The organism is Streptomyces radicis (assembly GCF_003626575.1).
Taxonomy (GTDB): domain Bacteria; phylum Actinomycetota; class Actinomycetes; order Streptomycetales; family Streptomycetaceae; genus Streptomyces; species Streptomyces radicis.
In genome coordinates, this window is the sequence record NZ_RBDY01000011.1 from 202,704 (window position 1) to 225,216 (window position 22,513).

General features: G+C 72.2%; 17 protein-coding genes and 1 pseudogene. 3 read left to right on the plus strand and 15 right to left on the minus strand.

Annotated features, from left to right (window positions below; all coding sequences use genetic code 11):
- Nucleotides 1-139: 139 nt before the first annotated feature.
- From D7318_RS17000 to D7318_RS17065, 14 genes are all read right to left on the minus strand, one after another.
- Nucleotides 140-1,207, minus strand: a complete 1,068-nt coding sequence (locus D7318_RS17000) for a glycoside hydrolase family 5 protein (RefSeq protein ID WP_183091442.1) — start codon at nucleotides 1,205-1,207, stop codon at nucleotides 140-142.
- A 121-nt stretch (nucleotides 1,208-1,328) separates the two neighbouring features.
- A complete protein-coding gene (locus D7318_RS17005; RefSeq protein WP_220729666.1) occupies nucleotides 1,329-2,393 on the minus strand; it encodes an ABC transporter ATP-binding protein in 1,065 nt (354 codons plus the stop codon).
- Nucleotides 2,390-3,454, minus strand: a complete 1,065-nt coding sequence (locus tag D7318_RS17010; protein ID WP_120697947.1) for an ABC transporter ATP-binding protein — start codon at nucleotides 3,452-3,454, stop codon at nucleotides 2,390-2,392. The genes D7318_RS17005 and D7318_RS17010 overlap by 4 nt, the downstream gene beginning before the upstream one ends.
- 16 nt (nucleotides 3,455-3,470) lie before the next feature.
- Nucleotides 3,471-4,622: an ABC transporter permease gene (locus D7318_RS17015; protein ID WP_120697948.1), complete on the minus strand. Its 1,152-nt coding sequence runs from the start codon at nucleotides 4,620-4,622 to the stop codon at nucleotides 3,471-3,473.
- A 10-nt stretch (nucleotides 4,623-4,632) separates the two neighbouring features.
- Entirely contained in the window at nucleotides 4,633-5,625 is a 993-nt protein-coding gene (locus D7318_RS17020; protein WP_120697949.1) for an ABC transporter permease, read from the minus strand.
- A 64-nt stretch (nucleotides 5,626-5,689) separates the two neighbouring features.
- Nucleotides 5,690-7,663: an ABC transporter substrate-binding protein gene (locus D7318_RS17025; protein WP_120697950.1), complete on the minus strand. Its 1,974-nt coding sequence runs from the start codon at nucleotides 7,661-7,663 to the stop codon at nucleotides 5,690-5,692.
- Between the two features lie 112 nt (nucleotides 7,664-7,775).
- Entirely contained in the window at nucleotides 7,776-9,377 is a 1,602-nt protein-coding gene (locus D7318_RS17030) for an FAD-dependent oxidoreductase (RefSeq protein WP_183091441.1), read from the minus strand.
- Nucleotides 9,374-10,702, minus strand: coding sequence for a LacI family DNA-binding transcriptional regulator (locus D7318_RS17035; RefSeq protein WP_120697951.1), 1,329 nt, complete (start codon nucleotides 10,700-10,702; stop codon nucleotides 9,374-9,376). The genes D7318_RS17030 and D7318_RS17035 overlap by 4 nt, the downstream gene beginning before the upstream one ends.
- Nucleotides 10,703-10,782: 80 nt before the next feature.
- The gene (locus D7318_RS17040) at nucleotides 10,783-11,658 is read right to left on the minus strand and encodes an anchored repeat-type ABC transporter permease subunit (RefSeq protein ID WP_120697952.1); all 876 of its coding nucleotides are present in this window, start codon (nucleotides 11,656-11,658) and stop codon (nucleotides 10,783-10,785) included.
- On the minus strand, nucleotides 11,658-12,401 hold the full coding sequence (locus D7318_RS17045; RefSeq protein WP_120697953.1) for an anchored repeat-type ABC transporter ATP-binding subunit: 744 nt from the start codon (nucleotides 12,399-12,401) through the stop codon (nucleotides 11,658-11,660). Before D7318_RS17045 ends, D7318_RS17040 begins: the two co-directional genes overlap by 1 nt.
- Nucleotides 12,398-13,375 carry a choice-of-anchor M domain-containing protein gene (locus D7318_RS17050; RefSeq protein ID WP_120697954.1) on the minus strand — a complete coding sequence of 326 codons (978 nt, stop codon included), beginning with the start codon at nucleotides 13,373-13,375 and terminating at the stop codon, nucleotides 12,398-12,400. Before D7318_RS17050 ends, D7318_RS17045 begins: the two co-directional genes overlap by 4 nt.
- A 46-nt stretch (nucleotides 13,376-13,421) precedes the next feature.
- Nucleotides 13,422-14,951: an anchored repeat ABC transporter, substrate-binding protein gene (locus D7318_RS17055; RefSeq protein WP_120697955.1), complete on the minus strand. Its 1,530-nt coding sequence runs from the start codon at nucleotides 14,949-14,951 to the stop codon at nucleotides 13,422-13,424.
- 208 nt (nucleotides 14,952-15,159) lie between these two features.
- On the minus strand, nucleotides 15,160-17,367 hold the full coding sequence (locus tag D7318_RS17060) for a choice-of-anchor M domain-containing protein (protein WP_120697956.1): 2,208 nt from the start codon (nucleotides 17,365-17,367) through the stop codon (nucleotides 15,160-15,162).
- A gap of 824 nt (nucleotides 17,368-18,191) precedes the next feature.
- Nucleotides 18,192-18,878, minus strand: coding sequence for a TetR/AcrR family transcriptional regulator (locus D7318_RS17065; RefSeq protein WP_183091439.1), 687 nt, complete (start codon nucleotides 18,876-18,878; stop codon nucleotides 18,192-18,194).
- A gap of 82 nt (nucleotides 18,879-18,960) precedes the next feature.
- Here D7318_RS17065 and D7318_RS17070 point away from each other — a divergent pair, with 82 nt between their 5' ends.
- Nucleotides 18,961-19,677, plus strand: a complete 717-nt coding sequence (locus tag D7318_RS17070) for an NAD(P)-dependent oxidoreductase (protein ID WP_120697957.1) — start codon at nucleotides 18,961-18,963, stop codon at nucleotides 19,675-19,677.
- Between the two features lie 24 nt (nucleotides 19,678-19,701).
- On the opposite strand, the gene D7318_RS17075 is transcribed toward D7318_RS17070, so the two are convergent.
- Nucleotides 19,702-21,669, minus strand: coding sequence for a heavy metal translocating P-type ATPase (locus D7318_RS17075; protein WP_120697958.1), 1,968 nt, complete (start codon nucleotides 21,667-21,669; stop codon nucleotides 19,702-19,704).
- Between the two features lie 98 nt (nucleotides 21,670-21,767).
- On the opposite strand from D7318_RS17075, the gene D7318_RS17080 reads away from it, so the two are divergent.
- Together D7318_RS17080 and D7318_RS33990 are read left to right on the plus strand one after the other, a co-directional pair.
- Nucleotides 21,768-22,169 carry an ArsR/SmtB family transcription factor gene (locus tag D7318_RS17080; RefSeq protein WP_120697959.1) on the plus strand — a complete coding sequence of 134 codons (402 nt, stop codon included), beginning with the start codon at nucleotides 21,768-21,770 and terminating at the stop codon, nucleotides 22,167-22,169.
- Between the two features lie 88 nt (nucleotides 22,170-22,257).
- Nucleotides 22,258-22,386 (plus strand): annotated as a pseudogene (locus D7318_RS33990) (short-chain dehydrogenase); the annotation flags it as partial.
- Nucleotides 22,387-22,513: the final 127 nt, after the last annotated feature.

The following is a 22,513-nucleotide window of genomic DNA, read 5'->3' on the forward strand; positions in this document are numbered from 1 at the left end:
AACCGTGACAGCCACGACGACACACGCCGCCGTTCATCCGACGCCGTGGGGCGCGCCCTTCGGGCGAACGACACGCCGGAGGGGCCGTTCGTCACCGTCGCGGTGACGAACGGCCCCCGGGTCGTGCGGGTCAGGCAGCTCAGCCGTTCAGCTCGGCGAGCCACTGCTTGATGAACTGGCCCTGGTACTCACCACCGAGCAGGTTCCAGTCGTGGTCGTACATCTGGGGCTTCCAGTAGTTGTCGAACGCCCACGCCGTCCAGTTGATGTGCGGACGGGCGTCAAGGTATTCGCGCAGCGGGGCGCCCCACCCCGACGTGGTGCCCTCGGTCACCGGGTCCGACCACTCACCGGCCGGGTTCCAGCCGAACTCCGAGAGGAACACCGGGATCTGCTCGGCCGCGTTGCCGAACTTCGGGTCCAGGATCGCCGCCGTGGCCGCGCCCTGGTTGGGGTAGAGGTGGTAGACGTACACGATGTTGCCGCCCGCGATGGGGTCGTTGACCGCGCCGTTCAACCGGGTGGACCACTGCGGGCTGCCCATGAGGATCAGGTTGTCGGGAGCCAGCGCGCGGACCCGGTCGACGACGGGCTGGATGTAGCTCTTCCACTGGGCCCACGAGTCGGGGTTGATCGGCTCGTTGTAGACCTCGTAGAGGACGTTGGGGATGTCGGCGTAGCGCGGCGCGACATACTCCCAGAACTCCCTGACGAGATCCTGCGGAACGCCGCCGGTGCCGTAGTCCTGCACCCGGTGGAAGTCGACGATGATGTACACGCCGAGGTCGACCGCCTGCTGTACATACGGGTCGACATGCTGCGCGATGTTGTCCTCGAGGGACAGGCTGTCGTTCGGCGCCCACTCGGTGACGGGCAGCCGGACGACGTTGGAGTGCCAGCCGCGCGCCGGGTCGGTCGCGCGGGCGATGTGGTCGGCCATCGGCTGGGGGTTGCACTCGGTGCACTCGTAGTTGTGCCGGGGGCCGATCATCGAGACGCCCCTGAGGGTGACCGGGTTGCCCGACGAGTCGACGACGCGGTTCCCCTCGGTGGCCAGCCACGGCACCGCGGCGGACGCCTCGGGAGCCGAGGCGGGCGCCTCGTCGGCCGACGCGGGCCCCGGCAGCGCGAGGGCGGCGGTCACCGCGGCCAGCGCGGCCACGGTGGTGAGGACCTTTCTCAGGGACCTCTTCGCGGACGTTCTCATGGAGGTGAGCATGCGGCTCTCCGTTTCTTGTGTGGGGGGTGGAGCTCGGGTGGTGCGGGGCCTCCTTCGTCTCGGGGACAGGGACGCTGTGGGGGATGGGCGGACGGGGAACGCGTTCGGCTCAGGCCCCTTCCACGGCGGGGCCGAGCGCGGGAACGCCGGTGAGCGTCAGGTCGGTCGCGCGGTGGCACGCGGTCAGGCGCCCTTCGCCCGCGGGCGCGAGCTCGGGCGGGCGGCCCGGCACGTCGCACACGCCGTCGACGGCGGCCTGGCAGCGGGTGTGGAACGAGCAGCCAGCGGGCGGCCTCGCCGGGTCGGGCAGGTCGTCGGCCAGCCGGATGCGGCGGCCCGCGCCGCGCAGCCGCGGGTCGGGCCTCGGCACCGCGGAGAGCAGCGCCTCGGTGTAGGGGTGGCGCGGCTGCGCGTAGAGCGGGCTCGTCGGGCCCGTCTCCACGACCTTCCCGAGGTACATCACCGCCACCCGGTCGCACACGCTCTCGACGACGGACAGGTCGTGGGAGATGAACAGGTAGGTCAGATTGAGCTGTTCACGCAGCTCGAGCAGCAGGTTGAGGATCTGGGCGCGCACCGAGACGTCGAGCGCGGACACCGGCTCGTCCGCGATGACCAGGCGCGGGCCCAGGATCAGCGCGCGGGCGATGCTGATCCGCTGCCGCTCGCCGCCGGAGAACGCGTGGGGGTAGCGGCGCATGTACCGCGACGAGAGGCCGACGCGGGTGAGCATGTCCGCCACCCGGTCCTCGAGCTCCGAGCCGCTGGCCAGGCCGTGGGCCTTGAGCGGGTCCCCGACGATGCGCAGCAGCGTCATCCTGGGGTTGAGGGAGGAGAACGGGTCCTGGAAGACGACGCGCACCTGCCGCTGGTACGCGCGCAGCCCGCGCCGGGACAGCGCCCCGACGTCCCACGGGTCGCCGCCGTCACCGGGGTCGTAGAGGACGCGCCCCGCGCTCGGCTCGACGGCGCGGGCGAGGGCCCGGCCCAGGGTGGTCTTGCCGCAGCCCGACTCGCCGACCAGGCCGAGCGTCTCGCCGGGGCGCAGCGCGAGGCTGACCCCGTCGACGGCGCGGACGTGCCCGGTCACGCGCCCGAACGGGCCGCGCCTGACGGGGAAGTGGACCTTGAGGCCGCGCACGTCGAGGAGGGGCGCGGCGGGGGTGTCGTTCACGAGGCGCTCCCTTCCGCGCCGGCGTGCACGCAGCGCACGCCACGGCTCGCGCCGAGCGCGACCTCGACGGGCCCCTCGCCCCGGTCGCACACGCCCGCCACCGCCACGTCGCAGCGGGGGTGGAACGGGCAGCCCTCGGGCCGTTCCGAGGGGTGCGGGACCGTGCCGCGGATGGTGTCGAGGCGCTGGCGCGGGCCCGTGCCCAGGCGGGGCACCGAGCCCAACAGGGCGCGGGTGTAGGGGTGTTGGGGGTGGTGGAAGATGTCGTCCACGGGGCCGTGCTCGACCACGGTGCCCAGGTACATCACCACCACCTCGTCGGCGATCTCGGCGACCACGCCCAGGTCGTGGGTGATGAACAGCACGGACATCCCGGTGTCGGCCTGGAGGTCCCCCAGGAGGTCGAGGATGCGGGCCTGGGTGGTGACGTCGAGCGCGGTGGTCGGCTCGTCGGCGATGAGCAGGGCGGGGTCGCAGGCCAGCGCGATGGCGATCATCACGCGCTGGCACATGCCGCCGGAGAGCTGGAAGGAGTAGGACCGCAGGCGCTCGGCGGCGCGCGGGATGCCGACGCGGGTGAGCAGCCGCACCGCGCGCTCCTCGGCCTCCTCGCGGCTGAGCGGGAGATGGAGCCTGATGGCCTCGATCACCTGGTCGCCGATGGTGTGCAGGGCGGAGAGCGCGGCCATGGGCTCCTGGAAGACCATGGCGATCTCCCGGCCGCGCACGGCCCGCATCGCCTCGCCCCTGGGGTCGAGCGCGGCCAGGTCGACGCTCTCTCCGCCGTCGCGGTGCCAGCGGATGGCGCCTTCGACGATCCGGGAGGGCGGCTCGACCAGGCCGAGCACGGACCTGGCGGTCATGCTCTTGCCGCAGCCCGACTCGCCCACCAGGCAGACGATCTTGCCGCGGGGAACGCTGAACCCGGCGCCGTCCACCGCGCGGACGATCCCCTCGGGGGTGTCCACATGGGTCTTGAGGCCCTCGATCTCCAGCAGCGGGGCGTGGTCGGGCGCCGCGGGCCGTGGCGCGGCCGGGGCGGTCGTGAGGTCGGGTGGCATGGCACAGTCCCCTTCGTTACCTTCGGTACGGGTCGGCGGCGTCGCGCAGGCCGTCGCCCGCGAAGTTGAGGGCGAGCACCGCGACGACCACGGCGAGCCCCGGGATCATGAGCCAGGGGGCGGTCTCGAGCACGCGGACGTTCTGCGCGTCCTGGAGCAGCACCCCCCAGCTGACGACGGGCGCCTGGAGCCCCAGGCCCAGGAAGCTCAGCGCGGTCTCGGCCAGGATCATCGCCGGTACCGACAGGGAGAGTTGGGCGATGAGATGGCTGCTGACCGAGGGCAGCATGTGCCCGAGGATCACTCTTCGCCGCCCGCATCCGTCCAGGCGGGCCGCGGTCACGAACTGTTCCTCGCGCAGCGCGAGGAAGCGCCCTCGCACCTCGCGCGCCAGATGGGTCCAGCCGATCAGGGCGAGCACCACCGAGATCGCGAAGTACCGTTGCAGCGGCCCCCATTCGGGTGGCAGCGCGGCGGCGAGTCCCAGCCACAGCGGCAGGCTCGGCAGCGACATGAAGAACTCGACCACGCGCTGGATCACGGTGTCGGCGCGGCCCGCGAGATAGCCGGAGAGCCCGCCGAGGACGACGCCGAGCACGAACGCCACGACGACGCCGATGAGCCCGATCGTCATCGACACCCGGGTGCCGTGGATGAGCTGGGACAGCAGGTCGTGGCCCGTGCGGTCGGCGCCCAGCAGGTACATGGGCGCGCCGGGCTCGGTGGGCCCGAACAGGTGCCGGTCCCAGGGGATCAGGCCGAGCAGCCGGTACTCCTCGCCCCGCACGAAGAAGCCCACGGGGATCCGCTGGGACGGGTCGGTGGTGAAGGTCTGCTCATAGGTCTCGTTGTCGACGGCCGTGGTGTAGCCGTCGACGTGGAGGCCGCCGTCGAACTGGATCGTCTGGGGCGGGGCGTAGGGGTAGTCCTCGTCGAAGTGCTCGGTGCCGAAGGGCGCGAGGAAGTCCGCGAAGATCGCCACCAGGTAGAGCGCGGCGGTCACGGCAAGGCCCAGCATGGCGAGCCGGTGGCGGCGGAACCTCCGCCAGACCAGGCGCCACTGGGACGCGGAGTCCCGGGGCGGCGCCCCGCCCTTCTTCTCCGTGGGGGGTCCTTCGGGCGTCTGTGTCGTTCCGGCGGCGCCGGGCGCCGCCGCGAGGCCGGTCATGGCCCCCCTCCTATCCCTGGTCCAGCCGGACCCGCGGGTCCAGCCAGGCCAGCAGTACGTCCGACAGCAGGGTGCCGATGACGGTCAGCACGCTGACGATGAGAATCACCGAGCTGGCCAGGTACATGTCCTGGCTGCGCAGGGCGTTGAGCAGCAGCGGCCCCGTGGTCGGCAGGGACAGCACCTGCGCGACGACGACCTCGCCCGAGACGAGCGCGGGCAGCACATAGCCGACGGTGGAGACGAACGGGTTGAGCGCGGCCCGCAGCGGATAGCGCACGAGCAGCTTGCGTTCGGGCATGCCCCTGGCGCGCGCCGCCACCACATACGGGCGGTGCAGCTCGTCGAGCAGGTTGGCCCGCAGCACCCGGATCAGCCCCGCCGTGCCCGCCGTGGCCAGCACGAGCACCGGCACCCACAGGTGGCCGAGCAGGTCGATGACCTTGCCGAGGTTCCACGCGGCGTCCTCGAACTCCGGTGAGAAGAGCCCGCCGACGCTCATCCCGAACACCGTCTGGCCGAGGTACATCAGCAGCAGCGCGATCATGAAGTTGGGGATGGCCAGGCCGAGGAAGCCCACGATGGTGGCGAGGTAGTCGCCGGGGGAGTACTGGCGGACCGCCGAGTACAGGCCGATGGGGAACGCCAGCAGCCATGTCGTCAGCAGCGTGGTCACCGCGAGCACCACGGTGAGCGGCAGCCGGTCGGCGACCAGGTCGGCCACGGGGCGGCTGTACTCGAAGGACTGCCCGAAGTCGCCGTGGAAGAGGATGGAGGACATCCAGGTGACGTACTGGGAGGCCAGCGGGTCGCCCAGGCCGTAGCGCTCGCGCAGCGACTCGAGTTGGGCCCGGTCGACCGACTCGCCCTGGTTCTCCAGGCGCGACACCAGCGTCGTCAGGTAGTCGCCCGGCGGGAGTTGGATGATCGCGAAGGCGACCACCGATATCCCGAAGAGCGTGGGAATCATGTAGAGGCACCGGCGTGCCACATAGCTCAGCACCGCGAGTCCGTCCCGTCGGCTGGTGGTTGATGGTGTCGATCGGCTCGATGAGCCCGGCGCGCGGTCAGCGCTCGATGAAGAACTGCTCGGGGTGCACGCCGCCCGGATACGGGTAGGTGGCGGCGAAGAAGGTGCGCTCCGGCATGTTGCGCAGGTCGTTGCCCACGACCCCGTAGCCGGGCAGCGCGGTGCTGACCCCGATGGTCCAGAACTGCTCCTTGGCGATCTCGAGGATCCGCCGCATCCCGTCCGCCCTGCCCTCGGCCTCGGTCTCGGAGGTCAGCTCCTCCGTGTAGATCCGGTACTGCTCCTTGGCGGGCTCTGGCGGCTCCATGCCCTCGTCGCCACCGGTCTCGAGCCAGGTGAACCACTCGGGGCAGAAGGCGTTGTTCTCGCCCCACTGCGGCATGTACATCCCGGGCCCCGCCATGGGGTTGAGGCCGCCGTCGCCGTCCCACACCAGCGCGTCGTGCTCGTTGGCCTGGATGAGCTGGGTGCGCAGCGTCAGGTCCTCGCTCTGGATCCGGGCCTCGACGCCGACCTCGCGCCACATCGGCAGCAGGATCTCCAGCGCGTCGAGCAGCTCGGGCTTGGCGGCGCCCGCGCCGACCAGGACGCGGAACGATATCGGCTCGCCGTCGGGGCCAAGCCGCGGCCCGTCGCCGCCGCGGCGCGTGAAGCCCGCGCGGTCCAGGTGCTCCTCGGCCGCGGCCACGTCGTACTCCGTGTACTGGGTGGCCATCTCCTCGTCGAAGAAGTCGGAGGCGCGGGACGGCGCCACCTGCCACGGCTCGCCCTGCCTGGCGTGCACGGCGTTGATGATCCGCTGCCGGTCGATCGCGTAGGACAGGCCGATCCTGAAGTCCCTGTTGCCGAAGATCTCCCGCTTGACCTCGTTCTGGCTCGTGAGGTTGAGCATGATCGAAAGGGTGTTGACCTTGTCGGTCTCCAGGTCGTAGAAGCCGTAGCCGCCGTCCTCGCGGCCCTCGGCGAGCACCGGCTTGTTCTGCGTCGTGGTCACATGGCGGTCCATCAGGTCGACCTCGCCGCCCAGCACGCGCAGCAGCACGACCTCCGCGTCCTGCGCCATGGTGAAGTCGACGCCGTTCAGATACGGCAGCTGGTTCCCCTCGGGGTCCACCTTCCAGTAGTAGGGGTTGCGGGTGAAGCGCATCCGCGTGCCGTCGCCGATGGCGTCCTGCGGCAGCCACGCGTGCAGGCGCGGCAGCTCGGGGTCCGTCCACAGCATGCCGCCGTAGACCGCGTCCTGGAGCAGCTCGACCGGGCCCGTGTAGCCCCGCGCCTGGGCGGCCCCCTCGGCGTCAGGGGACAGGCGCGGGTGGAACCGTTCGAGGAAGTGCTTCGGCAGCCGGGTCAGCATGTCGCCCGCCTCGCTCGCCATCTCCTCCAGGTAGCGGGCGCGGGGACCCGCGAAGACGATGTCGAACGAGTGCTCCCCGGTCCGCTCCAGGGTCGCGGCCTGCCCGCCCGCGAGGTACTGGCCCGGGGTGTCGGGCACGATCTCCGTGTCGGTGACCAGGTCGCGGTAGGCGAACTCGATGTCGTCGACCGTGAACGGCGTCCCGTCCGACCAGCGCAGCCCCGCGCGCAGCGTGAACGACACCCGCGCCGCGTCCTCGCTCATCTCGAACGACTCGGCGACGCACGGGACGACCTCGCGCCACTCCGCGTCCCATGTCACCATGTTCTCGTAGCCGATCCCGTGGTTGAGCCGGAACGAGTCACCCGCGCCGATCAGCGCGCTGCGCCAGGTCTCGCCATAGGTGCCGGGCCCGTCCACCGGCTGGACGACCAGGGGCCGCTCGGGCAACCGCTCGCTCAGCGGCGGGAGTTCGCCGCTGTCCACCAGGGCCTGGAGCTCGGGCGCCTGGCCGTTCCCGGTCACGGCCCCCTCACCGCCCCCGCCCGACGGGCTGGTGGACAGGTCACAGCCGCGCAGCCCCAGCACGCCCAGGGCTCCCGCCGCGGTGACACCCCCGGCCAGGAGAAAGCCTCTCCGTCCGATCCGCCTGGTCATCGTTGACTCCCTTGTCGTCACAACCGTCTTCGAGGTCTTCGAGGTCTTCGGGTCCCGCGGTCACCGCGGGTTCTGTCTCTTCGTCGGGCACCGGGTAACGCCGCCTGTTCGCTCACCAGCCGCGCACCTCGGGCCAGGACAGCTCGACGCCCTCGGCGGCCAGCTCCCGCCTGAAGTCCTCGAGGCGGCGGTCGTCGGCGCGCACCTGGTGCGGGGTGACGCCATGGGCGAGGCAGTGGGCGGCCAGCAGGGCGGCCGCCTCGCCGACGTTCCACTCGACGGGGTGGAGCCGGTAACACCCGTTGGTGATGTGGGTCGTTCCGATGTTCTTGGCCGCGGGCAGCAGGTTCCGCGTGCGCCGGGGCAGCAGCGCGCCCAGCGGGATCTGGAACGGGGCGGCGGCGACGTCGATGTAGTTGTCGCCCCCGGTCGAGGGGTGCAGGTCGATGCGGTAGGAGCCGATGCCGATCGAGTCGGGGTGGCGCACGGCGCCGCGCTCGCCCCGCACGGCGAGCGAGACCTCCTGCTCCGTGACGGTGTGCTCGGCCAGGATGCGCCGCGACTCCCTGATGTAGGGGGCCTGACACAGCCCGTCGGCGGTGCCCACCACATCGGGGCGCGGCCGCAGCCCGGGCCAGCCCGTTCCGCCGTCGGGGCGTGGCATCTCGGTCTGCATCCAGTACAGGAAGGACCGGCTCATCCGCCGCGCGCCGTCCCGGTGGCGGGCCGCCTCCTCGTCGTCCACCTCGAAGAGCGGGCCCTCGACATAGTCGATCATCGGCCAGTTGACGATGATCACATCGCTGGCGAGCGCGCCGGGCGCGAAGGTGTCGCGTGACAGGATCCTGCGGAACGCCCACAGGTCGAGGTCCCCCGCCAGGCCGCGCGTCGCGGGCTCGTCCGGCCCCGGGTTGGGCAGCAGCACCCTGGCGGTGGTGGCCAGGGTCTGCGGCTTGGGCGCGAGCAGGCCGAACATCCGGTCGGGCCAGTAGTCGGGGCGGTAGTCCCGCCAGAACGCGTAGTCCTCCGGCTTGTCCACCGTGTGGTCCTCGCCCGCCAGGTGCTCGACGGCGAAACACCACGACACCGCCTGCATGTTGAGCGGCTGCCGTTCATCGGGGGCGCTCGGCTCGCCGGTGTCCTCGTGGGACTCGAACCCCGTGACGTACTCGGTCCCGGTCAACGGCAGCAACGCGCCGGTCTCCGTGGCGTCCAGGACATAGGGCGCGGTCACCGTGACGCGCTCGCCGCTGTCCCGGTGGGCCAGGGTGACCCCGGTGACGCGGTCGCCCTCGGTCGTGGCCGCCACGGGGTGGTAGGGCAGCCGCAGGTCGAGGCGTCCGAGGGCGCGGTGCGGCGCGAGCATCGCCATCAGCACGGCGTGCGCGGCGCTCGGCTCGGCGCACAGCGCGCTCACGCGCCCCTTCCCCGGGTTGAGCCTCCGGTCGGCCGACGCCGCGGGGGTCAGCGGGTACCAGCGGCGGTAGTGCGCGCGGATCCCCTCGCGCAGCGCGCGGTAGCTCGCGGTGCAGCCGAACTGCTCGATCCACGGGTGCTCGTCGGGGGGCGTGCCCTGGCTGGTGAGCTGGCCGCCGACCCAGTCGTTCTCCTCGGTGAGCACCACCCGAAGTCCCCTGCGGGCGGCGGCGAGCGCGGCGGCGACGCCCCCGAGCCCTCCGCCGATGACGGCGATGTCCGCGGTGATCTCGCTCATCGGGCGCCTCCGTCGGCGTCGGCGGGAACGGCGGCCACGGTGGTGGCCTCCGGGGGAGAACAGGGCAGCAGCACCTGGTCGTCGCGGTGGGCGGGGGGCCCTGACAGGGTCTCCACCAGCAGCCGCACCGCCTCGCGCCCGATCTCGCGCCTGGGGATGCCCACACAGCTCCAGGGCACCCCCGGCCTGGGGCCGCCCGCCGCGTCGCGCAGCACCACGACCGACAGGTGCTCGGGGATGGCGAGGCCGCGCTCGGTGGCGAACCCCTGGAGGCGGCCCGCGAACGACTCGTCCTCGGCGAGGAACGCGGTCATCCCGTGCGCGAGGGCGTGGTCGAACCACTCGACGGTCAGCTCGTGGGCGTTCATCATCACCGGCAGCGCGGGGATGCCCAGCTCGGCGCACGCCGCGCGGTAGCCCGACTCCCGGTCGGCGACCGCCTCCACGCGGTGGGTGATGCCGAGGTAGCCGACGCGCCGGTGGCCCAGCTCCACGAGGCGCGCCACCGCGTCGCGCGTGGCGGCGGCGTAGTCGGCGCTCACCCACGCGATCTCCGCCCCCGGCACCTCGCGGCGGCCTATGTGGACGAACGGGTAGCCCTCCCGGCTGAGCCGGGCCAGGTCCGAGTGGTCGTGGGCCACGCCGAGCAGGACGCTGCCGTCGGCGACGTTGAGGCGGTTGGAGCCGTCGCTGTACAACTGCCGCTGCCCGTCGGGGCGTTCCGTCGAGGTGAAGAGCAGCAGATCGTACCCCTCCGCCACGGCCTGCTCCTCGACCCCGATCAGGAACTCGTGGTAGAAGTCGCGGCTCGCTATGGGGAAGACGGCCTCGAAGGTGTGGACCCCGAGGATCCGGTTGCGCTTGCCCTTCAGGCTGCGCGCCGCGGGGTTGGCGGCGTACCCCAGATCGCGGACCGCGTCGCGCACCATGCGCTCGGTCTCCGGCGGAATCCGATGGCTCGCGGCCCGCCCGTTGACGACGGCGGACACCGTTGCCTGTGACACTCCCGCACGCCGGGCGACGTCTGCCTGGGTCGGTGCCCCGAGGCGGCGTTTGGCTGCCAAGATAACCCCTTGCTGTTTCGTATCAGCAATGCACGAGATGGACATGAGTGAGAGTTGCTGATTCGTTGCAGCACTGTAGGAGCGACCCGTGAGGGCGTCAACGGATCGGACAAGAATCGTCAGTTGGGCTTCGCCCTGGTGGGGTCGCGGGGGTCCGGGAACCGGCTCCGTCCGCCTCGGGGCGGGCCGTGGCGCGATGCCAGCGGTCGCGCCACGGCCCAGTCCGCCATGGGTGGTGTCGTGGAGCCGATACGGCCCCATGGCGGTGTCTAGATGATAATCGTTTTCGATAGCGGTGGAAGGCGGTCCCCGCTGTGTCTCCCGTCACCGGCACCGCCGCGTCATGCGGCCAGGGCCGAACGACGGTGCCGCCACCGGCGGTTGAGCAGACCGTGGCGCGGGGCGAGGGTCCAGGCCAGCAGGAAGAGGCCGGTGGCGACCAGGACGACGGTGCCGCCGGTCGGCAGGTCGAGGCTCCAGGACAGATACAGCCCGGTGACGGCGGAGAGCCCGCCGAGCAGCGGGGCGATCAGCATCATGACGGCGAGGCGGTCCGTGAGCAGCCTGGCGGTGGCGGCGGGGGTGACGAGCAGCGCCAGGACGAGGATGTTGCCGATGGTCTGCACGGAGATCACGACGGCGACGGAGACCATGACGTAGAGCGCCAGGTCGAGGGCGAAGACGGGCAGGCCGAGCGCGCGGGCCGACTCGCGGTCCAGGGTGACGGCGACGAACTCCTTGTGCAGCAGGAACGCCAGGACGAGCAGCGCCGCCGTCGAGACGCCGACCACCTGGATGTCCTCGTCGGGGATGCCGGTGATGGAGCCGAAGAGGAACTGCTGGAGGGAGCCCGAGTAGCCGGGGGAGCGGCTGATGACGACGATGCCGAGGGCGAAGGCGCCGACGAAGAAGACGCCGATGACGCTGTCCTCGCGCAGCCTGCGGTTCTGGGAGAAGACGGCGACGGCGACGGCGGTGAGCACCCCGGCGATCGCGCCGCCGAGGACGAGGTTGCCCTGGACGACGAACGCGATGGCCAGCCCGGGGAAGACGGCGTGGGCGACGGCGTCGCCGATGAACGCCATGCCGCGCAGCACCACGTAGCAGCCGATGACGCCGCAGACGGCCGACGACATCAGCGCGACGAACAGGGCCTTGGGCAGGAAGGACAGCGCGGGGTTGACCAGGTCGGCGACGAACTCCTGTGGCGTGAGCATCACTTCACCCCCAGCGCGGCGAGCAGCGGGCTGCCGTCGCGGATGCCGAACGCGGTCCGCCACAGCGCCGCGTCGCGCAGCGCCTCCGGCGCCCCCGTGGCGATGACCGTGCCGTTGACCAGGCAGATCGTCGAGCAGGTGTGCACGGCGGCGACCAGGTCGTGCGTGGTCATCAGCACCGCGCGGCCCTCCCGGCTGAGCTCGGCGAAGAGGTCGGTCAGCAGCTCCTGCGTGGGCACGTCGAGCCCGGTGAACGGCTCGTCGAGCAGCAGCACACTCGGCCGCAGCGCCAACGCCCGTGCCACGAGGACACGTTGGCGCTGCCCGCCGGAGAGCTGGCCGACGGGGCGGCGGCGCAGCGCGGTCATGCCGACGCGGGCCACGGCCTCGTTGACGGCGCGGTGGTCGTCGACGCCGGGGCGGCGTATCCAGCCGACGCGCCGCACCCGCCCGGCCAGCACGGCGTCCTCGACGGAGATGGGGAAGTCCCAGGCGAACTCGTGGCGTTGGGGCACATAGCCGATGCGCTGCCGCGCCCGCGCGATCGGGGCGCCCTCGACCTCGACCGTGCCGGACGAGCGCTTGACCAGGCCGAGCACGGATCTCAGCAGGGTGGTCTTGCCCGCGCCGTTGGGGCCGATCAGGCCCATGAAGTCGCCCGCCTCGACGGTGAGATCGACGTCGCGCAGCACCGGGCGGCCCCCGAGCGCGACGGTGAGGCTCTTGACGGACAGCGCGGTCATGACGCGGCCCCGTCCTCGCGCTCGGCGAGGCGGCGCGCCCGTCGGCCGCGCAGGGTGAGCGCGGCGGCGGCCACGAGCAGGGCGAGCAGCACGCCGCCCACGACGGCGAGCGTGGCGGGGAGCACGGAGCCGTCCCCCTCGGAGGCGGTATCGGCAGCGTTGGCGTCGGGGGGCGCCGACTCCCGTTCCCCCGGGGGCTCGTCGGCGGGGTCCGCCGCGGCGAACGCCTCCTGGGCGTCGGTCTCCTCGCCGACGGCGAAGCGCAGCGGGGCGCGGTCGGAGACGCGCTCGCCGGTGATCAGGTCGGCGGATATCTCGAAGTCCACGACGTAGACGCCGGGTTCGGTGAAGACCCAGTTGGCGTGGGTGTGCGTGTTGAGGTCGACCCATAGCTCCTGGGGGCCGGGGTCGTCGCCGTCCCAGAGCACGTCGGGGGCGCCGAGGTCGCCGTTCTGGAGGAAGACGGCGAAGTGTCCCGGCCCTTCGACGCCGTGCATGGTGAGGGTCACACCGCGGTTGACGCGTTCCCTCACCTCGGGGTCCTGGGTGTTCCAGCCGAGCCAGATGACCTCGGGCGCCTGGGTCTGCGGGATCACATGGAGGTCGCTCCCCGGCTCGGCGTCGAGGAAGGCGAAGTCCGGGTCGTCGGGCGCCTGTTGGACCGCGGCGTCGACGACCCGGGTGACCACGTCGGTCAACGGGCGCCACACCGGGGGCGACTGGGCGTCGTCGCGGCCGTGGAGGTGCCACTCGCCGTCGGTGAAGCGGGGCCCTATGTCCACATGGCCGACGTCGAGCACCGCCTCGCCGGTGGCGTTCGCCTCGTCGGGCGCGACGGTCTGGCCCAGGTCGCCGTCACCCTCCTGGGCATGGGCGGCCCGGGCCCCTGGGCCGAGCCCCGTCAGCAGCGCTGCGGCGAGCAGGGCCGTGGTCGCGCGGGCGGCCGGGGCGGCCGGGGAGAGTCGAGCGTGCATGGTGTCGCGGCCATCCTTCGTCGAAGGGGTTGGGGGAGAAGGGAGTTCAGGCCAGGCAGTCGCGCAGCGATGCGGCGTTGGCGCGCATCATCGCGACATAGCTGCTGACCTCTTCGTCGAACGCGTCGCCGTAGAGGGTGCAGACCTCGATGTCGTGCTCTTCGGCGACCTGGACGAGGGTGTTGGAGCGGCTGCGGAGGTTGGGCTCGAGGAAGACGGCGGGGACCGAGAGGTTGGCGATGGTCTCGGAGAGCCTTCGGCGTTCGGCGAGGCTCGGCTCGGTGGCGGGGTTGGGGGTGACAAAGCCCGCGATGGAGACGTCGTAGGCCGCGCCGAGGTAGCCGAACGCGTCGTGGGTGGTGACAAGTTGGCGGCGCGAGGGCGGTATCTCGGCGATCGTGGCGGCCACATACGCGTCGAGCTCCTCCAACTCCCGCAGATAGGCGGCGGCGTTGGCGCGGTAGGTGGCGGCGTGCTCGGGGTCGATCTCGGTGAGCGTGTCACGGATGATCTTGACGTAGGCCATCGCGTTGCGGACGTTCTGCCACAGGTGCGGGTCGATCTCCCCGTGCACATGGCGGCCGAGGACCGCCTGTGGCAGCTGGTGGATGTCCTCGCCCGCGCGGCCGAGGAAGCGGAACTTCGGGTCGCCCGGCACCTCGGTCAGCGCCTTGTTGGGCACCTCGACCACGGTGTCAGCGGCCGGGTGGCTCTCCGGGTGCCCGCCGCCGCCATGGGGGTCGGCCAGCAGGTGGATGCTTCCGCCCTGCTCGTCGGCGGCGCGGTCCACGTCCACCGTGACATCGGCGTGCCCGGCGTCCAGCACGGTGGCGCCCGCCATCCCCGGCACCGAGTGGGGGTCGACCCCGACGGCGAACGTGATCCGCGTGGTGCCGAGATCGAGCGGGCGGCTCTCCCGCGTGGGGATCAGCTCGGCCGCCAACTCCAGGTGGTAGACGCCGGGTTCGGTGAACGCCCAGCTCATGTGCGTGTGCGCGTCCGGGGGCAGCGTCGCGGTGTCGTCCTGGTACCCCCCGCCCGCGTCGAAGCCGTCGGAGGAGTCGAAGAAGACGGTGGGGTCCCCGAACGTCTCGGTGAGATAGCCGATCAGGTCCCCGGGACCCGCCAACCCGGTGGCCTTCAGCCGCACTTCGGACGAACGCGTCGCGCCCGCCGCCTCGCCGGTGCCGCGCACGCGCAGGCCGAGCCAGATGGTGTCGAGGTTGACGTTCTCCACCAACGGGATGATCTCGGCGGCGTACGTGACCGCGCGCTCGGCCAGCGAGACGTTCGGCACGCCGTCGGGGAGGTTGGCGTCGACGGCGCGGATGACGCTCTGCTCCTCGAGCAGCAGATAGTTGCTGAACGCCGCGTCGGCGTACACGATGTCGCGGATGTCGCGCAGCGACGGCTCGTAGCTGTGCGGGTCGCCGCCCTCGGGCACCAGGGACTCGACGTCCACCAGGTCGCCCCCGACATGGCGGGCCAGGTCGGCGAGGATCCCGGTCGTGGTGACGACGCGCGTTCTTCCGTCGTCCGCGGGGGTGGCCACCCCGCCGCAGGCGCTCGCGGTCATGGCGAGTGCGGCTGCGAGGCAGCGGCCCTTCCCGGCCCTGTGGCGCCGGATCCTGTGGCGCCCGCGTGATCTGTCCCCGGTCATCGGCCTTCCCGGCAGGGTGAGTTGGGGTGGTTGTCGGCAGGGGCCCGATGGGCCGTGGGAGGGGGTGGTCGGTCCCCTCCCACGGCGTCTCAGGCGGTCGGCGCGGTCGGCGCCTGGGTGTCGCTCACGCGCGCGCCGTCGGGCGCCGCCGGTGCAGGGCGACCGCGGCGCCCCCGGTGGCGACCAGGGCCGCGCCGATCCCCAGCAGCAGCGGGGGCAGCGCGGTCCCGGTTGACGCGAGGTTGCCACCGGCGAGCCGGTCGCCCGGCAGCACACAGTCCTCGCCGTCCGTCGTCCTGCCGACCGTCACCGTCTCGGTCGCGGTGCCGCCCTGCGGCGCGAGCCCGCCGGGCGCGTCCCCGACGGCGAAGATGTAGGTCTTCGCGTCGCTCGTGATCGACCCACCCGAGCCGGGGTCGGTCGCCGTGGCCCGCACGGTCAGCGTGTACTGCCCCGGCTCGGTGAACGTCCACTGCGCGTGGGTGTGCGCCGGGCTCTCCTCCCGCACGGTGCCGGGGAGGTCGTGGCCACCGTCCTCGAGCAGCGGGACGACGCCGCCGAACGTGTTGGTGGAGTAGATGTGGACCGTCCCCGGCCCGTCCACCGCGGAGATGTCGATGGAGACATCGGTGTGGCCGCTGCCCGCCATGCCGCTCGTGTCCCAGCCGGGCCAGATCAGGTCGGGGTCCTGGGTGAGCGGCAGCAGGTAGCCGGAGGGGCTGCCCGGGTAATCGGCGGGGATGTCGTCGGCGAACGCCTCGGGCCTGACGTGCAGGATCACGTCCTCGGGGGCGTGCCGCACATGGCTGCCGGTCACGTCCTCCCTGAGGTCGAGGACCAACTCCCCGTCCTCGACCGTGACGTTGAACGTGTCGATGTGGCCGTGGTCGAGCACGAGCGCGTCCCGCGGGGCCGCGGGGACCTCGCGCTCCTCCTCGGTCGGGAGGCACTGGGGCGCGTCATCCCCGCCGCCCGCGGAACCGCCGTTCGCCAGGCCGCCGTTCGCCCCGCCCGTGGTGTCACCCGCGGGCACGTCGGACGGCCCTTCCGAGGGGCCGTCGGGGTCGGTGCCGGGCTCGTCGTGCGTGGTCACACGAATGGTGACCGGCTCGGACTCGGCGACGACCTCGTGGTCGTGGTCGTAGAGCCGCGCCTGCACCTGGAGGCCATCGGCCTCATCGGCCGCCTCGAACGCGTAGCTCGCGCCCGTTCCGGCGTCACCGGCCAGCGCCCACCCGGCCTCGGCCGACGCGCGGGTGAACCAGTGGTAGTGGTCGAGATCGGTCTCCGGGTCCTGTCGTGCCGTCAACTCGACGGTGTCACCGGGGTGGTAGTGGTCGGCCACGCCCTCCACGGTCAGCGTGGTGGCGCCGGGATCCTCGCCCTCGTGGTCGTCGATGTGCACGGTCACGGGCTCGGACTCGGCGACCACCGCGTGGTCGGCGTCGAGCAGCTCGGCCCTGATCTGCTGCCCGTCGATCTCGGCGGTGCCGGTGTAGGCGTCCCCTTCGCCGCCCTCGGCGGCCTCCCACTCGCCCGAGGGCGAGTCCCTGGTGTACCAGTGGTAGTGGTCAAGGTCGGTCTCGACGTCGGGCACCGCCGTCAACTCGACGGCGTCACCGGTGTGGTAGTGGTCGGCCAGCCCTTCGATCGCCAGGCTCGTCGGACCGGGCGGCGGCTCCTCCTGGTCCCCTACGGAGAACGCGTACGTCGCGACGTCGCTGGTGAGCGACCGGCCCGTGTCGGGGTCGGTGGCGGTGGCCCTGGCGGTGAGGGTGTACTGCCCCGGCTCGCTGAACGTCCACTGCGCGTGGGTGTGCGCGGGGGTCTCCTCCCTGATGATGCCGGGGAGTTCATGGCCCCCGTCCTCGAGCAGCGAGGTCACCGTGCCGAAGCCGCTGAGGGTGTACAGGTAGACCGGGCCCGGGCCGTTGACCTCGGTGATCTCGATCGCCACGTCGGTGTGGCCGCTGCCCGCGACGCCGCCGGTGTTCCAGCCGGGCCAGATGAGGTTCTGGTCCTGGGTGAGCGGCAGCACATAGCCCGTGGGGGATCCGGGGTACTGCTCGGGGATGCCGTCGATCCAGGCGTCCTCCTTGACGTGCAGCAGCACGTCCTCGGGGGCGTGTCTGATGTGCGACCCCGTGACGTCCTCGGCCAGGTCGAGGACCAACTCCCCGTCCTCGACCGTGACGTTGAACGTGTCGATGTGACCATGGTCGAGCACGAGCGGGTCGGCCGCGTGCGCGGTGCCGAAGGCACCGGCCGCCAACGTCACCGCCAGCAGGCCCGTGACGGTGGGACGCCATCGTGGGCGTATGGATGCGGTCATGTCGGTCAACTGCTCCTTTTCCCGGGCGCGTTCGGCGCCCGCGAGCTGAGGGGTGGATCGCGCGCGCCCGTGTGCTGGCCCAGGGGCGCGGCGGAGTGGGTGAACGGGGAGGTGTCTCCCCCGAGGAGAGCCTACGTAACGACAATCATTTTCATCAAGGGGGTGGCCGACTTCTGGGCGGGTGGCTGGGGTAGCGCGCACCCTTCGGGCCTGCCCTGGCCGCCGGAAGCGTTTTCAAGCCTGGCGTCCGTTGAGCTCAGGTAGCACGCCGGTGTTTATCTGCGGCTTATGCCGGGGCGGGTGCTCTTTTGAAACGGCGCACACTTTGTGTTGAACAGAACGTGCCCTGTTTCAGGAGAGACCCCGACCTCGTGTAAGCGGCGGATAAGCACCGGCCCGCTACATAAGCTCAACGTGCGCGCGGTGAACGACGAGAGCGGCGGCCAGGGCAGGCCCGAAGGGTGCGCGCCACCTCAGCAGACCACCGGGAAAACGGCCGCCAACTACGGTCGCGGCCGCGCCCGTTCGGCGAACGGTCCCGGCCAGCGACGAGACCTACCGTTTACCGGGACGGCCGGTCACCCGACGCCCCCTCCCCCGTAGGTGCCCTCACTGACCCGCACCCACCACAAAACCGACCAACCGGCCGACGGCGAACGGGAGGACGTCCAGCCAGTAGCCGCCGCCGTAGCCACCCCGCCGTAGCCACCCCGCCGTAGCCACCCCGCCGTAGCCACCCCGCCGTAGCCACCCCACCATTGACGCGACGCGTGCACCCCACAACACCGGACACTCGGCGGACGGCGAGCGGGAGGGGGCCGTCCTCAGCCGTCGTCGCGGCCGCCCGCAGGGCTCAGCGCGCCAAGGATCAGGGAGAGCCCGAACTCGAACTCGTCGGCGTAGTCGTAGCCGGGCCGGAGCGCGTGCTCGGTGATGAGCTCCGTGAGATGGGGGAACGTGTCGGATGGCAGGTCGCGCAGGATGTCGTCCGCGATCTCGTCGAGCTCGGCGCGGTCCGTGAACGGCAGGCTCAGCTCCTGGAGCACGAACCCGTAGAGGTAGCTGTCGATCACCGAGAAGGCGTGCGCGGCCATCACGATGGAGAAGCCGCCCGCTCGCAGCGCGCCGAGCACGGCGTCGTGGTGGCGCAGGGTCGCGGGCCCCGGCGTGCTGCGGGAGTCCATCAGGCCGACGGCCCACGGGTGGCGGCGGAGCGCCGCGCGGGACGAGGCGGCGCGGTCGCGCATGGCCTCCCGCCAGTCGGCGGTCGGCGCCGGGAGATCGATCTCGCCGAACACCGCGTCGACCATCCCGTCGAGGATGTCCTCCCTGCCGCCCACGTGGTTGTAGAGCGACATCGCCTCGACGCCGAGCCGCGCGCCGATGGCGCGCATGGTGACCCCGCCCGCGCCCTTCTCGTCGGCCAGCGCCATCGCGGTGGTGACCACCCGCTCCCGGCTGAGCGGCGCGCGCCTCGCTCCCGTGCGCCGTCCGGTGCTCCGTTCACCCATGGACGCTCCCTTCTGCCCTTGACGGACTTACGGCGTAAGTCTAACGTTACTTACAACGTAAGTCCGATGGTGGGGAGTGGGCATGGGCACGGAACGGATGGGGAGGGTCTGCGTCGTCGGGGCCTCGGGGAAGCTCGGGCGGTACATGGTCCGGCACGCGCTCGACCGGGGCTACGAGGTCGTCGGCGTGTGCCGCGAGCGCAGCGTTCCGAAGCTCGCCGCGTTCGCGGACCGGATCACGGTCGTGCCCGGGCCCACGAACGACCGGGAGGTGATCAGAAGGGCCGTCGCCGGATGCGACGGCGTGCTGACCGTGTTGGTGCCGTGGGGCGTGCGGCAGTACTCGTCGGGCACGGCGCAGGCGGTGCTCGATCACGCCGACCCCGGCGCGCGCGTGGTCTTCTCGTGCGGCTGGCACATCACCAGGGACGGCCAGGACCGTTACACCCGGAGGTTCAGGGCGGTGCTCAGGGTCGCCACGTGGCTGGGTCGGCTCGTGCGCGCGGTCGAAATAGACGACCAGGTGGAGGCGTGTCGGCGCATATTCGCCAGCGACCGGCGGTGGACCGTTGTGCGGGGGAGCGACCTGGAGGAGGGCGAGAGCCAGGGGCTGCCCGTGTGGAGCCGCCATGTCGGCGACCCGGTCCTCGCGAGCAACCTGACGCGGCGCGTGGACTTCGCGCTGTTCATGGTCGAGGCGCTCACCGACGACACGCTCGTCCACGAGGCGCCCGCGATCGTCGGGCGCCTCTCGCCCAGCGCGCTGGCCCACGCCGACGGGGGACGCGAGGGGAGCTGACGTCGGGCGGGCCGGGAGGCGCGTTCAGGCGGGGCGTTGTCGCCGTCCCGTCCAGGCGGACTCGCGCAGCAGGCGGAGGCCGTTGAGGCCGACGATCACCGTCGAGCCCTCGTGGCCCGCGACGCCCAGGGGGAGGGGGAGGGTGCCCGCGAGGTCCCAGGTGACCAGGACGGCGATGAACGTGCCCGCGATGACGAGGTTCTGGATCACCAGGCGCCTGGCGGTGCGGGAGAGGGCGACGACGGCGGGGACGGTGGCGAGCTCGTCGCGGACCACGATGGCGTCGGCGGTCTCCAGGGCGAGGTCGGAGCCCGCCTTGCCCATCGCGACGCCGCAGTGCGCGGCGGCGAGGGCGGGGGCGTCGTTGACGCCGTCGCCGACGACGAGGACCTTGCGGCCCTCCCGCTCCCACGCCCGGACGGCGGCCACCTTGTCCTGGGGAAGGAGCCCCGCGCGGACGTCGGTGATGCCGACCTCTGCGGCCAGGTGGCGCGCGGCGCGCTCGTTGTCGCCGGTGAGCAACGCCGGGGCGCGCCCGGTGAGTCGGGTGAGCGCGGCGACGGTGGCCGCGGCGTCGGGGCGCAGCCGGTCGGCGACGCCGAGCACGCCGACCGTCGCCCCGTCGCGCAGCACGACGACCGCGGTGCGCCCGGCGTTCTCCAGCTCCCGTGCCACCGCGTGCGCGTGGGTGTCCTCCGCGGGCAGCAGATGGGCGGGGGAGCCGACCTCGGTCAGGTGTCCTTCGACCGTTGCGCGCACGCCGCGGCCGGGCGCCGAGCCGAAGTCCTCGGCGGTGGCGAGGGCGAGGCCGCGCTCGTGGGCGGCGTCGACCACCGCGCGGGCCAGCGGGTGCTCGCTCGGGTGCTCGGCCGAGGCCGCCAACGCCAGCAGCTTCCCTTCGTCCAGGCCGCTTTCGGTCAGCGGGCGCACATCGGTGACGCGCGGGGTGCCCTCGGTGAGCGTGCCGGTCTTGTCGAGCGCGACGGTGTCGACCTGCGCCAGGCGTTCCATGACGACGGCGGACTTGGCGAGCACGCCGTGGCGTCCCGCGTTGGCGATGGCCGAGAGCAGCGGCGGCATCGTGGAGAGCACCACCGCGCACGGCGAGGCGACGATCATGAACGTCATCGCGCGCAGCAGCGCCGACTGCAACGTCGCCCCGAACGCCAGCGGGACGGCGAAGACGGCGAGGGTCGCGACGACCATGCCGAGGGAGTACCGCTGCTCGACCTTCTCGATGAACAGCTGCGTCGGCGCCTTGGTCTCCGACGCCTCCTCGACCATCCGCACGATGCGGGCGATCACCGAGTCCGCGGGGTCGCGTTCGACGTGGACGCGCAGGGCGCCCGTGCCGTTGACCGTGCCCGCGAAGACCTCGTCCCCCGGCGCCTTGGCGACCGGCAGGGGCTCGCCCGTGATCGTGGCCTGGTCGACGTCGCTCGCCCCGTCGACGACGCGCCCGTCGGCGCCGATCCGCTCCCCGGGCCGCACCAGGATCGTGTCACCCACGGCCAGGGCCTCGGCCGCGACGGTCTCCTCGCCGCCGTCGGGCAGCAGCCGTGTCGCGGTGGAGGGGGCCAGGTCGAGCAGACCCCGCACGGAGTCGGCGGTGCGGGCGGTCGCCACCGCCTCGAGGGCGCCCGAGGTCGCGAAGATGACGATCAGCAGCGCCCCGTCGAGCACTTGGCCGATGGCGGCGGCGCCGAGCGCGGCCACCACCATCAGCAGGTCCACGTCCAGGGTCTTCTCCCTGAGCGCCATGAGGCCCGCCCACCCCGGCTCCCAGCCGCCGGTCACATAGACGGCGGCGTACAGCGGGCCCCACAGCCACCACGGGGCGCCGAACAGGTGGAGCGGGAGCGCCAGCAGGAAGAGCGCGAGCGCGGCCAGCGCCCAGCGGGCCTCGGGCAGCGCGAGCAGGCGCGTCCTTCCGCGGCGCGCCGCGGGCGGGGCGGCGGGCGGCGTGGCCGTCGCGGTCAGGGTGGAGGACATGGCGGAGCGAGACCTTCCCGAGGGGGACGATCGGACCGCACCACCATACAGGAATCATTGAACATCCATTCATGTGTCATTGTCCGTAGGATGGCGCCATGGGCCACAGAGGACAGACACCCCGCGACGGCGCGGCGCCGCGCACCCGCCTCACCGCGGAGAACGCCTCCCAGGTGGCCACCGCACTCCAGGCGCTCTCCACCCCGTCGCGGCTGCTCATCCTGGCCCGCCTACGCGAGGGCCCCTGCGCCGCGACCGAGCTCGCCGCCGCGGTCGGCATGGAACAGTCGGCCTGCTCCCACCAGTTGCGGCTGCTGCGCAACCTCGGCCTGGTCACAGGGACGCGCCAGGGCCGTTCGGTCGTCTACGCCCTCCACGACGACCACGTCGCCGAGCTGCTCGACCAGGCCGTCCACCACGTCGAGCACCTGAGGCTCGGCACGACCGACTCCGCCCCAGGGCGGGTGAGCGTTCGGGCCGAGGCGCGCCCCACGCGTTGAGCTGGGCGCTCAGCTGGGGACATCCATGCGCTGCGTCCCGAGGACCGAGAGCAGCCACAGCGCCTCGTCGGACGGTGAGCCGGGGACCGCCACCGTGGGAACGGGGGCCATCGTCAACAACTCCAGCGTCGGCAGCCTGATGGGCAACCCTGAGCTGCCCGCCCATGGCGCGATGAAGCGGGCGGTCAACAGCCCCACCGAGTCCGCCGCCGTCACCTAGCTTGTTCTTTATCTACCAAGATCGGCAAGGTCTGCCGATGGCCTTGAGGGTCTCAGGTCGTTTGACGGTTTTGCCAACGTCGTAGCGGGGTGCGGGACGGCGGTTCTTGGTTCCGGGCGGCCGC